At 45.5% G+C, this 13082-nt stretch carries 12 protein-coding genes and 1 pseudogene; 2 read left to right on the plus strand and 11 right to left on the minus strand.

Annotated elements, in window-relative coordinates:
* Positions 1-7 precede the first annotated feature (7 nt).
* Positions 8-523, plus strand: coding sequence for a hypothetical protein (locus AZI87_RS01715; RefSeq protein ID WP_063204717.1), 516 nt, complete (start codon positions 8-10; stop codon positions 521-523).
* Between the two features lie 41 nt (positions 524-564).
* Here the strand turns inward: AZI87_RS01715 and AZI87_RS01720 are convergent, their stop codons facing one another.
* The 8 genes and pseudogenes from AZI87_RS01720 to AZI87_RS18390 all read right to left on the minus strand — a co-directional run.
* A complete protein-coding gene (locus tag AZI87_RS01720; protein ID WP_063204718.1) occupies positions 565-1575 on the minus strand; it encodes a zinc-binding dehydrogenase in 1011 nt (336 codons plus the stop codon).
* A 159-nt stretch (positions 1576-1734) separates the two neighbouring features.
* Complete coding sequence (locus AZI87_RS01725; protein WP_063204719.1) at positions 1735-2046, minus strand: hypothetical protein; 312 nt, start codon at positions 2044-2046, stop codon at positions 1735-1737.
* Between the two features lie 90 nt (positions 2047-2136).
* A complete protein-coding gene (locus tag AZI87_RS01730; RefSeq protein WP_063204720.1) occupies positions 2137-2754 on the minus strand; it encodes a MarC family protein in 618 nt (205 codons plus the stop codon).
* 9 nt (positions 2755-2763) lie between these two features.
* The gene (locus tag AZI87_RS01735) at positions 2764-3252 is read right to left on the minus strand and encodes a YidH family protein (RefSeq protein WP_063204721.1); all 489 of its coding nucleotides are present in this window, start codon (positions 3250-3252) and stop codon (positions 2764-2766) included.
* The gene (locus AZI87_RS01740; protein ID WP_081112168.1) at positions 3249-4166 is read right to left on the minus strand and encodes a formylglycine-generating enzyme family protein; all 918 of its coding nucleotides are present in this window, start codon (positions 4164-4166) and stop codon (positions 3249-3251) included. Before AZI87_RS01740 ends, AZI87_RS01735 begins: the two co-directional genes overlap by 4 nt.
* Positions 4167-4246: 80 nt before the next feature.
* A complete protein-coding gene (locus AZI87_RS01745) occupies positions 4247-5917 on the minus strand; it encodes an arylsulfatase (protein ID WP_063204723.1) in 1671 nt (556 codons plus the stop codon).
* Between the two features lie 28 nt (positions 5918-5945).
* Positions 5946-6923 carry an HAD family hydrolase gene (locus AZI87_RS01750; protein ID WP_253696327.1) on the minus strand — a complete coding sequence of 326 codons (978 nt, stop codon included), beginning with the start codon at positions 6921-6923 and terminating at the stop codon, positions 5946-5948.
* Between the two features lie 197 nt (positions 6924-7120).
* Positions 7121-7303, minus strand: a pseudogene (locus AZI87_RS18390) (alkene reductase); the annotation flags it as partial.
* Between the two features lie 65 nt (positions 7304-7368).
* On the opposite strand from AZI87_RS18390, the gene AZI87_RS01760 reads away from it, so the two are divergent.
* Positions 7369-7887, plus strand: coding sequence for a GNAT family N-acetyltransferase (locus AZI87_RS01760; RefSeq protein ID WP_063204726.1), 519 nt, complete (start codon positions 7369-7371; stop codon positions 7885-7887).
* Here the strand turns inward: AZI87_RS01760 and AZI87_RS01765 are convergent, their stop codons facing one another.
* The 3 genes from AZI87_RS01765 to AZI87_RS01775 form a co-directional block, all read right to left on the minus strand.
* On the minus strand, positions 7888-8547 hold the full coding sequence (locus tag AZI87_RS01765) for a DUF4336 domain-containing protein (protein ID WP_063204727.1): 660 nt from the start codon (positions 8545-8547) through the stop codon (positions 7888-7890).
* Positions 8548-8654: 107 nt separating this feature from the next.
* The gene (locus AZI87_RS01770) at positions 8655-10055 is read right to left on the minus strand and encodes a DUF1254 domain-containing protein (RefSeq protein ID WP_253696338.1); all 1401 of its coding nucleotides are present in this window, start codon (positions 10053-10055) and stop codon (positions 8655-8657) included.
* A 188-nt stretch (positions 10056-10243) separates the two neighbouring features.
* Complete coding sequence (locus tag AZI87_RS01775) at positions 10244-13063, minus strand: hypothetical protein (protein WP_063204728.1); 2820 nt, start codon at positions 13061-13063, stop codon at positions 10244-10246.
* Between the last annotated feature and the right edge of the window lie 19 nt (positions 13064-13082).

Below are 13082 nucleotides of genomic sequence, written 5' to 3' on the forward strand. Positions count from 1 at the left end.
GTGTTAAATGAATAACAAATTAATTCTTTCCGTCTTAGTCCTGGCTTTGACGAATCCGATGCTGGCTAGAGCTGAAGACGAAATCGCTGCCGCTGAAACACAGATCACCGAAGAGGCCGCTCAGCCCGATTACGAAGCTCGTCTTAAAGAAAAATACAATCTGACAGACGAACAGATTCAAGCCATGAAGGATTCTAAAATATCTGAATCGCAGTTTGCCGTTGTCGGAGCTTTAAGCAAAGAATCCGGTAAAACAGTTGATGAAATTTTAAAAATGAGAACAGAAGATAAAATGGGTTGGGGTAAAATCGCAAAAGAGCTAGGCCTTCACCCCAGCACTATCGGTCAGGCGGTCTCTGGAATGAACCGTCAAGATGCCAAAGCTCACGAGAAGCATGAGTCTCGCGACGACAAAAAAGAAATGCGTGAAGCCAGAAAGGAAGAGCGTAAGCAAATGCGTGCCGAAAAAAAGGAGGAACGTAAACAAGCTAAAGCTCAAAGGAAAGACAAGAAAGTTCAGTAATAGAATTCATCTAAAGGGGCTCAAAGCCCCTTTAGCCTTTCTTACATCTGCGATGGTAATAAGGCCATGCGAGATTTTACTCGACCCGCCTCTAATTCCTCAAGCCAATGGTTGACGTCTTTCATCGGTGCTGTTTCCACTTGGGGTTTGATTTTTCCTTCGTCAATCAATTGGAAAATTTCATGCATCTCTTGATGTGTTCCCCAAAAAGCCCCTTGAACTCGCACTTGATAGCTGATCAACGGAGTGCTGATCACCGGGACATGCGAAGAGCCCAAGCCCACTAACACAATCGTGCCCCCGGGGCGCACAAAAGTTTGCGCTTGAGTGAAAGTGGAATCCCGACCAACAAAATCTATAACCACATCAAACGAGGCGGGTTTGATTTTTTTATCAATCTCTTTAGAGTTCACTGTTTCGTTGGCGCCGAATTTTTTTGCGAGCTCTAAACTGCTTTCGCGCAGATCGGTGGCGGTGACTTTGGCTCCTAAAGCCACTGCAACTTGCACACCATTGATGCCCAGGCCTCCTAAGCCGATCACTAAAACCTTCGAGTTGGTTTGCACTTCGCCCAGGGTTTTAATTGCATGATAAGGGGTTAAAACAGCATCTGTCGCCACTGCGGCGACCTCCGGTGAAACTCCCTTGGGCACTTCGACAACGTTTCGCGCCGGTACAACTAAATAGTCAGCATAAGCGCCATCTTGTCCCAGCCCCACAAAAGTTCTGCCAGGTCCGTTGCATAAGTTGTCATGCCCCGTTCGGCAGTACGTACAGTCGCCACAGGGATTGGGACCATGTACGGCGTAAAGCCCGCCTACCTTAATATCCGCGGAGACTTCATTTCCTTTTTCCACAACTTCGCCACAAGCTTCATGACCCATCGTGAATGTGTGCGGATAAGGAACTTCTCCGGCCAGAACATGAAGATCAGAATGACAAATTCCTGCGGCGCGGATTTTTAATAGAACATCTCGCGGGCCGGGCCTTGGCTTGGGAATATCAGTGAGTGAAAGTTTTTTTTCGCCGGGAACGTACCGAGCGGCAAACATAGAGTCCTCCTCTGTGAGAGTCCCCAATTTATCTTTCAAATTCAGAAACAAAAAGATGTGAAGAAAGAAGTGTCAAAATACTACGGCAGTATCTGTGGGCAAAAAAAAAAGCCCAACACAGGATGTTGGGCTTTCATAAAAATCATAGACTGGGATTGATTATCTGCTAGCAACTTCTTTAACAGAGAGCACTTTGCATTTACCCGCTTTGTCTTGGACTTGAACTTCGTAGTCCACTTCCCAAGTTTCGCCGTCTTCGTTGTTGTCCGCAATAGTTACTGTGTAAAGGTAAGGATTGTTCCAGCCTTCTTCTTTCACAGAAGAGTATTGAATTCCTTCAGAACCTTGAACCGTGCCTACAGCCGCTTTGTAAGTGCGGATAGCTGCCGCTTTAGCGTGATTTTCGCAAGGATTTGCAGCAAATGATTGAGCAGAAGAAAGAAGAACAAAAAGAGCTAAAATAGACTTCATGGCAGTCTCCTTAAAAAGTAAAATAGAATTGGAAGTCTTATAGCGCATTTTTCGAAAAAGAATTGTCAAGATTGAGTGGGCGTGAAGAAATTATCCTCTCTGGGCGATCATCATAAGACTGGCGTGAATGATCGTTAGCGCCAAGGCCGCCTGTAAGACCCCAAGCACAGAGCCAAGAATCAACATAACGACTTTGCCAACCCTCCCCATCAAAATTCGAATATACTTTAAAGCCAAGGCATCAAGAATTAGATTAGCCACGAAAAGGCTCAAAACCAAAACCGTGCGATCCCAGTCATGACTTAACGCTAATAAGACGATCAAAGCCCCCACGGAATGAGGATTGATCAGCATCTTTAAAGCCACAGTAAGAGGGGATACTTCCGCTTGATGTGTTCCGGCAGTTTCTGTCTCAGCATCCGAAGATAATAAAATCTTAAAGGCTACCAAGGCAAAAATGATACCCGCTGTCAGACCTAATACGGGCGGCGGAATGTGCCATTTCAACATGAGCTCTTTACCAAGCAGTCCCAACACCACAATCACGGGTACTATGATGATTAAAGACTTGAACGCCAGAGTGTTGATTTGTTCTTGCGTCATCTCGCGTGTGACTTTCGCAAACTGTGCAAGATGACCTAAGGGACCCACCATAATAAAAAAGATAGTAAAAAGTTCTGAGGGACCCGCTATATATCGGAACTCCATTGAATTCTCCTAACTGAGGATGAGCCACACCGTTGATGCAACACCGACTAAAATTAAAGCCAGAGTAAATGCCAGAACCGATCTATTTGAGGGAGTGTAGTTATTGTTCGTGATCGCATCTGCTGTTTTTCGATAATTGAACAAGGACCATATCAACATCGCAGATCCTAAAAAAACCATGCCGATTCCCAAGTCTTTCGTGTCGTGCAAAAAAGAATGTCCGTAGCGAGACATCGTTTTGTTATCGATAAGAAACCAAGCAAAGCGATTGATGGTAATACCGAAACTAATCAAAGAAATTCCGGTTCGCATATAAGCCAAGTGAGTGCGCTCATTCGCCAGATGCGAGCGCATCGTCGCCAAGCTACTTCGGACCTCGCCCATCTCGGTTCGTTTTTCTGAAAGCGAAGTTCGATGTTCTGACAAGTCGGTACGATGCTCTGCCATTTCCGTTCGTTTTTTCGCCATTTCATTGGAGTTCAACTCGGGTTCTGTCATGTGCGCTCTCCGCGAATCACACACCGGAATCCCAAGTGTGACGTTGACGTATCCACAGGCTGCGCCATGCGCGCCGAAGGTCGATAGCGACGACAGTAGTTAGGCGCACACAGATGCGAGCCTCCTTTCATCACTTTTCTGGGTATCTGCAGTGTTTGTCGAGGATCATAGCTTTCCGCCTCTGCGGCTCCGCGAGGATTTTTTGGAATGCAACAAGCCTTGTGCTTTTCTTCTGCATGTTGAGGAGCATACCAATCCACAGTCCACTCCCACACATTGCCAATCATGTCGTAAAGGCCGTACTCATTAGCGGGAAAACTTCCGACAGGAGAAGTGCCTTCAAATCCATCGGCCGCTAAGTTCTGCCAAGGAAACTCTCCTTGCCAGATATTGGCTTGATGTCCGTGAGCAGGAAGCAACTCGTCGCCCCACGCAAACTCACGCCCTTCATGACCTCCACGCGCGGCAAATTCCCATTCCGCTTCTGTGGGTAACTTCTTGCCCGCCCACTTTGCATAGGCTTGCACATCTTTCCAGGTAACGTGAACGACGGGATGATCCATACGATCTTCAATGGAACTTCCAGGTCCTTGAGGATATCGCCAACTTGCTCCCGGCGTGTAATGCCACCACTGATAAGGATTTCGCAAATCAACTGGCCCCGAGGGCTTTACAAAAACTACGGAAGCCGCCGTCAGCATTTCTTTTTTTGCACCAGGATAAAGTGAGGCATCGGGTGCGACTTCACAAAACGTCACGTAGCCAGTGTCTTCGACGAAATTTTTGAAGTCTTTGTTCGTGACTGGCGATCGATCCATCCAAAACCCATCGACTTTCACTCGATGGGCAGGCGCCTCTTCGGCATAGTGATCGTTTGAGCCCATCGTGAAAGTTCCGCCAGGAATCCAAACCATATTCGGAGAAGGAGGTGTTAACTCCTTCTCCGTCTTTTCTTTTTCAACTAATATTGTGCTGCTCACGTGCTATTTCCTTCTTAATGAGTGGGGCGCTGCCTTTCCCCTTCGGACTTCCCTTTTTGTGACATACTTCCCATCTGCGAAGAACCTTCCTGTGACGGAATATGACCTTCAGAATCTTGGTGAGCGTAGCCAGCGGCGTTTGTCATCTTCTCGAGGATCTGATCGATCGTGAAGCTTGCCGCTTTCTGACGTGGTGGATACTCTTTGAAGGTTTCCATGAAACGCTTCACAATTTCTTGTCCCGCCATCAACGAATAAGCCTTCTGAAGATACCAGTCCCAGTAGGTGTTTGAAGTGATGTCTGCTCTTTCATAAGGGTCCGTTCGCAAATTGAAAAGTTTCGGCGCTCTTAGCGGAGTAAAAGGCTCTGCCCAAACACCCAATGTTCCCGGAGATCTTTGCTCCATAAACACAAACTTCCAATTTCCGAAGCGCAACGCGACCAAATCCCCGTCGTCGCTGAAATAGATGAATCCAGGACGCGGACTTTTTTCTTCCTTACCTGTTAATAGAGGCAACAAATTGTACCCATCGATGTGAACTTTAAATTTTTTGCCCGCAGCTTCATGTCCGCGAAGAAGTTTTTCTTTAATCTCAGGCTCCCCGGCTGCGGCAAGCAAAGTAGGCAACCAGTCGTGATGTTGCACAAGTTCATTTGAGATGGAGCCGGCTTTGATTTGCCCCGGCCAGCGAATAAGAAACGGAACACGGAAAGCTCCTTCCCAATTCGTATTCTTTTCACTGCGAAAAGGAGTCATGGCTCCATCCGGCCACGTGTTCATGTGGGGACCATTGTCCGTCGTATAAATAACGATCGTGTTGTCAGTGATGTTTAATTGATCCAACTGATCAAGCACTTGTCCCACATTCTTATCGTGATCAATCATTGTGTCGTGATAAGGCGACTGGCTTTCTCCCGCTTGACCGATGCTTTCCGGTTTTGTGTGCGTGCGAAAGTGCATGTGAGTGGTATTAAGCCAAACAAACCAAGGCTGCCCTTCTGAATTTTTACGTTGAATAAAATCATTCGCCGCAGAAACGAAGTCATCATCACAAGTCTCCATTCGTTTTCTTGTGAGAGGGCCCGTGTCTTCAATGCTTTGTTTTCCGACTCGCCCCCAACGTTCATGCGTTGTTGAATCGTCTTTATCCGTCGCTTTACAACGAAGAACGCCACGAGGACCAAATTTTTTCTTGAAGGCCCCTTGAGGATAATCAGGATCTTCAGGATCCTCTTCGGCGTTCAAGTGATAAAGATTTCCGTAGAATTCATCAAAGCCATGCACGGTGGGCAAAAATTCATTTCGATCACCGAAGTGATTCTTTCCGAACTGCCCCGTTGCATAGCCGAGCGGTTTTAACAGCTCTGCTATAGTGGGATCTTCATGACGAATTCCGATAGGTGCACCAGGAAAACCGACTTTGGAAAGCCCTGTTCTAAACACACTTTGGCCTGTGATAAACGAAGCCCGTCCTGCGGTACAACTTTGTTCACCATAAGAATCGGTGAACATCATGCCTTCTTTAGCAACTCTATCGATATTGGGTGTTTTATAACCCATCATACCGTGGCTATAACAGCTTAAGTTGCTGATACCAATGTCATCGCCCATAATGACAAGAATATTGGGCTTTGCGCTTTTTCCGTCCCCTTTTTGAGACTTCGCTTCATTGCTCTTAACCATACTTCCCCCTGCTTTTTATTAGAGTGAATTAATCCTTGGCTATTGGTTGATGATTTGGAAACACCTGCTTCCAATCATTCTTCATACTTAAAACTTTAAATCCAAATTTTTTAGAGGCTGCTAAAGACGCGCCGTCTTTTTCTTCGTAAGAGGCTTCGCGATCCGTATCATCATGATCAATCATGATTTGCAGATTGGGACCTGCCGATTCCCGCGAATAGCGAAGGTGGGCAATATCCCCACCGTTGCGCTCATTTCCTACAGAAAGAATCGGCCGCTTGCCAATATGACGAACAATCGAGACCGGCTTCCCTTCTTTGTCATTTACCATTCCCATCTTCGATGTGCGCATGATCTGAAGCTTGCCATCGCGCTCTTCCGTTTTATCAACCATAAAAGAACCGATCACATTCTGAGATGGAATGCCGTAAATATCCATCGCTACCGTACGCATGAAAGCGATGTCACCGCCGGAACAAATAAAAACCTTAAAGTCGTTGTCTCTCAGGTAAGTTAAAAGTTCCAGCATGGGTTGGTAAACAGTTTGCGTGTAAGGAACTTGATATTTCGGATGCAACGCCGTTTTGAAAAATTCGCGCACTTCGTTTGCAAACTCATCTTCACTCATACCGGAATGTGTAACAGCCATGATTTCCAGAATGTCTTTTTGGCTTAGCTGAGGAACCGCCGCTTTGCCTTTTGTGAGCAAGCTTTTATAAGGCTCTTTACTTTTTAAACGAGGATTTTTTTCTAAGACCAAGTGAAGCTTCATCTTGGTAAATTCGACTTCGACCGTGGGGACCTCGCTCCACAAAGTACCATCGTTATCAAAAGTTGCGATGCGGTCTTCGGGTTTTACAAATCGAGGCCCGTCAGCTTTGGTGACTTCATTTACAAATGTGATGATGGATTTTTTAAGCTCGCCCTCTTTCCAAGAAGGCAGAGGATCGGCTCCAAAAGATTGCGACACGCACACGAGAACCATAAAGCAAACGAAATACTTCATGAGAAATCCTGGGTTCGGGTTGAAGATGAGTACATCGTCTACCCATTGTGTCCTCCAGGTAAATCACGACATCTTTAGGTGTAAACAAACACTTATCGAATGTGCTACCTCCCACAACCCGTGCCGATTTTCTTTTGGAGACTATATATCGAGTCCAATATTGCGCTTGAAAGCTTGTCTACGGACGAGTTTGTAAAAATGACCGCGGTGGCTTCGATCAAGATCATTCCGGCAGAAGATCTTTGTTTGTAGTATTTCGTCATCAGATCGTTGGGAATGCGGCCTTCGCCTACCGCGCGCGAACGCGTGAGCGGCGCCATGATGATGCGATTTTTGAGAGTATAGGGACCAAGTTTAAGGGGTTCAAAGAAAGACTCAATGCTGCAGTTCAATAATGATCCAAGATAACACTTGAGAGCCCAAGTATTCCTGCCAAGATGTTTCTATGAACACGCGAGAGTTTGAATTTCAACCCACCCTGAGCGGAGATCTTCTAAAAATCCGACCTTTAAAGGCCACGGAGTTCGAACTCCTTTTTGAGGTTGCATCGGATCCATTGATCTGGGAGCTTCATCCTCAAAGGGAGCGCTATAAAAAAGAGGTCTTCGAAAAGTTCTTCACTCTCGCCGTCAAATCTGGCGGAGCTTTTGTCATTGAGGACCACGGTCAAGCGATTGGAAGCTCACGGTTTTATGATTTTCGACCCGAGATATCTCAAGTGTCGATCGGATATACGTTTCTAGCGCGCAAGTACTGGGGCGGAAAGTTCAATCGCGAAATGAAAAAGTTGATGTTAGAGCATGCTTTTAAATTCGTCGACAACGTGACTTTTGAAATCGGTGTGAACAATTTAAGGTCACGCAAAGCCATTGAAAAGCTGGGGGGCAAGCTTGTAAGCAATGTCGAACTAGACGGCGAACCCCACGTTGTCTATATGATCACCAAGAGTGGTTTTAATTTCTAATTAACGAGCAAAAACCTTTTGCAGCATTTGTTTTCCGTCCGTGAGTACGGGTTCTCCGTGAGCCAGAATGATGCGATCAAAATCAAAGCTCAGCACTTTATCGAGGGACCTATAAAAAGCGTTTTTGTCTTTGATGAACAAACGCTTTTCCGTCTTCGTCCAGCCAAAATGCCCATAGCTGCCTAAAATCTTTAAAAACATCTTCGTCAGCAATGAATCTGTTTGCTGAAAATTTGTAGCAAGATCCGAGACAATCAGAGTCTTCGTCTTGGGATGAAAAAATACAACTTCATTATAAAAAGGAGCTCCCTCGATAAAAACATGCTTCACTTCTGAACTCCAAGGAAAGCTTTGCTCGTTAGTGATAACTCCATCGAATTTAAAATCGGATCTCTTTTTATCCAGTTCCGGCGCGCAGAATATTTGAACTTCCGGAAAATGCTTCTTTAAATCAGCAACGTAAAGGTGATGCATTTTATTGGGAGCCACAGCCCAGCGGACCGTTCCCATCGCTTGAAGGTCCCGAACAATTTCTTCGGTCAGTTTAATCGGAGAATGAACAAAGACGTCTCCTGAATCAAAACGAATCGCCGTCATGCGCGCGCCAATGCTCACACCATAGAACTTCAGATCCTGATCTCTGGTCCAAACCTCGTTCATAAGTCTCCTTAACTTGTTCTTAAGCATGACCTAGAAAAGGAGTGTGTTCAAAAGAAAAGGCGCTTTTTGTGAAGCGCCTTTTAAAATTATCAATGATCGCACTACGATTAATCGAAAGAAGCCATCGTTTCATTTTTAATTTCAGTGATGTCCCCCGGCTTCCAAGCGCCTTCGAAGGCTTCTTTATCGGGACCATAAATTCGGAAGTAAGCAAACCAAGTTTTACCGGGAATGGTTTTTACCCACGTCTTTTCATTTCCCGCGGGTGCGCTAGGTCCAAAATATAGATCCACGGATTTTACGTCCTTCATATCTTTGAGTTCCACCAAAGAGCGAATCGCAGCATTGGGTCTGCCATTCTGGATCAAGCTTCTTGTTTCTGTGTCATAAACGGTGACAGACCAAAAAAGGCGAGCGGGAACGGGCATGGGCACTGTCAGTTTATAATGTCTGCCACCGTCCATGGCTTTGTTATTGGCATCTTTAAATGCTCCCCAATAAAGAGAGCCCGCTGAAGCATCCCGCTTCAGCATTGCTGGTGACATCACAATGGCTTGAGCAAAGTAGCGATCACGAGCGACCGGATCCATATCATGATTTGTAGCCCAGGTTGGATCGGAGTTTAGCAGCAGCCACTCCCACTTGCGGTCTCCCCACTTAATACGATCAGGACGATCTGAACTAAAAGAGGTTGTGAGCATTTGCGTTTTACCTTCTTTCGCTGCGGCCTCTAACATTTTTTTTGTAGCGGCGTCTGGCTTGAATTCTTTCCCCTTTTCAATGCCAAAGGCTTTCAACTGATCAAACATGATTTGATATCTAGAGTCCATCGGCTCTTCATTAATAACTTTAGCCAACTGCTGCCAAAACTGAATATTGCTTTCCCATTTCAACAAAGAGGTGTCTCCTTTTTTCCCCGTGGCATCAAAAACAGTCACTAACTTTGGAGACTTTATTGTGGAAAGAGGATAGATACGAAACTCTTTGATTCGTTCTTGCGTGGTCTTCATGCTTTGCCCCGCCTGAGGAATGACCCGCGCGACCAACATAACTTTGAAGGTATTTGATTGCGCAACATTAAATCCTTGAGGAACTTCAGACTTATATTGCGGAGGCAAGATGAGATACTTACCGCCTTTACCGCCATCTTGTCCGGGAATTCCCATGTCCACAATCCATCGCTGATGATGATCATCCACGAGTGCCATGAAAGGTCCTGCGGGAATTTCCACGACCATCGGTCCATCTTTTAAATCTAGAAGAGCGACCGCATAAGGTGTATCTTGATTGGCGGTGAAGGCAAGTACACCTGCATCTCCTTGGGCACTGAACATGCGAGCGTTGTCTTTAACACCCAAGCTTCGCATCCCGCTCATCATTCCTTCCATAGAAACCGTCGGATACCAAAAGCGATAGGCCTCCACGGCAGAACTGATGTCTTTAGGAGCATCGGCCGCATGAGCGTTGAAAGAAGCAAATAGAACTAACATAGGCAAAATGAATTTCATAAATCATCTCCTGATTATCCTTAGGATCCGGAGATTCGTTTTGCCGAGCAACGGTGTTGAAGTCTTAATGGTGACAAGCAAAAGGCGAACGGAACTTATGCCAAGCGACTTTAAAAAAAGATATCTTAGGACTTTTTTCGGAGGGATTGAGGCACCATTCGTGTATTAGAATGGGCCTCAATAAAAATTTAGAAGCCTAAGGCCGAAGCTAAAAAGAATTGGCCCATGGTTTTATTGTCTTCCAGTCTTTGCAGCACTCGGACTCCTAAAGTCATCGGCAAGAAACGAAGAATCTGTGATTCGAAGTACATTTCCGCACCATAGCTGTTCAAGGTGGCGTTCACATCTTCATCCTTCACGAACGTAGAATCGAAGAAGGCCGTCGTATACATTCGACGCAAGTAATACCACCCACCCAAATTCCAATCAGGGTAAGCCACAGGCACCACATAGTTCCCAGAAACCTTTTGATAAAACGGTACGTTTTCGTAATCGTAGCCGCGTGAAAACACATATCCGACAACGGTTTCATCTGGAAGGAAGCGATATGATGTCAACGAAGCCTCTTGTTTTTGTTCATCGTAGGTCACCAGAAAGCCGTCGTTATCGGCAAAAGCAGGCGTGTTCAACATGGCTTTTTGCAAGACGCGATAAGAAGACGCCACCGAATAATCAGGTTGTTCAGCATCATCATAACGGATCGTATAGCTTAGAAGCCATGGAGCAATAATAGAACGGGGCTTCGGACTTTTATTCCAGGTTAGGCTTAATGAAGAAGATGTTTTATAAAAGAAAGAGGTCGCATCTTCGTTAACAACATCATTGAATTCGTAAGACGATGTATCCGTATAGGCCGCACTTCCACTTAGAACACCGGTGAAATTATTCAGTCCACTTTGTTTGATATAAGGAATCAGTACACCCAGCCCCGCTGTTTTTTCTGTCCACTCTAGCTGATCATCCGTATTAAAGTCTTCAACCAGACGATTGCGGTTTTCAAGTTGCAAACGGAAGATCGGGTAATACTTCTTAATATCGAAATTCAAATCCGCAAAAGCCTTTCCTTCCTCAGCACTCGATCCCAATGTGGCGGAAAAACTTAAAGTACGAAGGTAGTTATCGGTTTTGAGCCCTAAACCACCGCCCCGACCCACATTCAGCCCCCACGTGTGAGGAATGAAAAGTTTTTTATCGAAATCCCCATAGGCCTGAGCTTGGTATTGATCCGCATTCTTTGTATAAAGATCGACTTGGTCAGGAAATGCCTGCGGAGCAAACCCGTTGTAGTTGTCTGAAGGCGAGGACCCTAAATATTTAAAATCAACCAATTGAGCCGCGTCGAATTCACCACATGCTGAAATCGGTGCCGAAGAAACTACAGATCCAAATGTGTCTTGATTGCTATAGTAAAAATTCTCTCCGTCGGACGTCGGCGTGTAAGCGCCTAGCTTCGTCGAAGTACAGCGAGCAAAGCTTTGACCATTAAACTTAAAGATTTCAGTGTGCCCTTGATACTGGCCTTCGAAAAGAACCTGTTTTTTGGCATCAACAAAAAGAGAATGAAGCATGTTGCGAGAAGGCGGCAGAATTTCTTTAGTCACTTTTTGAGATTTAAGATCGACAGCAACTAAAGATTTTAAGCCTGTTTTACCTCCGACAATAACCACCGCGCTGTCGTCATCAAGATAACGAACTTCCGCCACTTTTAAATCAGGAAGAGAGAAAGAATTAAGAACCTTCCCATTCAAATCAAATTCCGTGATATGCCAAGATTGATCCGCCATAAAACGCGTTGTGATAATTTTGGAGCCCGCTTTATTAAAACTCGGGTTGTAGATTCTTTCTCCATCAGTCACTTGCATTTTTTTACCTGATTTTAGATTTAAGACCACCAGGTCCGAACTGCCTTTATGGCCATAGCGCTCATCCGGAAGGAATTGCGTGTAAACGGCGTGGTCGTTCGATAAATCAAAACCCATGATCTCGCGATTATAAGGAAACTCTGCCACCAGTTGCTCTTCATTTCCTTTTTGACGAATCAGCTGTGGATGAGTGTCCAGAGTTTGACGAATGAAGTACAAGGAATCGCCGATCTTGTAAGGAGCAGAGTGTTCGCGGAAATCCACGACCTTTTCGTCCCCTGGCATGTCGTCTTTCCACTTCGTGCGCAGATCATTCATGGCTTCATTATAAAAATCCTGAAAGCTTTGTCCCGTCACATTTTTGAAAGCCACATAAAGACGCAATGGAATCGGAAGTCTTGATACTTCACGAATCACCTTTTCCCAAATATCTTCTCCGTATTTCTGTGTTCCGTAAGAAATCAGCGCGTAACCATACACATATTGGTTCGGAAGATCCGTGCGGTAGGATCTATTTAAAAATTGATCATAAGTCGGAATCTTATCACTTAACACCAAGGCCTTTAATCGCGCCATGAAACGTGGCGAGCGTCCGCGTCCGCCGTCGGTGTACTTTGTTTCCGTCCAGACCGCGTCCCCTTCAAAATACCAAGAAGGTAAACTCATCGCCATGGCCAACTGCTCGCCGAACTCTCCCATCAGAAAGTAAAGAACGCGCGTACCGTGTTGATTGAAGAAATCAAACTGGTTTACGTGTCGATATTCGTGGATAGAAAGTGTTTGGTACCATTCGGTAGAACCGACGTAAGGAAAAAACATGGAAGATGTGAACCATTCACTTCTTCGCGGCGCCAAAGCCACATAGCCATTGGGTTCAGCAACTTCAGAGCGGATCACCAGATCAAACTTCTTCGGCGTTTCAATACCGTAGGTGTTCCCAACCACGCGCGAATAATGCTCAACCAGGTTTGCGATATAGACAGATTCGGCTTGAAGGTAATCAGGATAAATCACTCGCACAGATTCATTTTCAATAAAGTGCCAATGCAATGACGGCGAACTTTGCGCGAGGTCAGGAATCACATCCACCGCCCACGCTGGAGCGGCCAAAGATACAAGGGATGCCAAAGACAGAATAAATCTCATGAAACGTCCTTCCGAATAT

The sequence above is a fragment of the Bdellovibrio bacteriovorus genome (assembly GCF_001592745.1).
GTDB classification, from domain to species: Bacteria; Bdellovibrionota; Bdellovibrionia; order Bdellovibrionales; family Bdellovibrionaceae; genus Bdellovibrio; species Bdellovibrio bacteriovorus_B.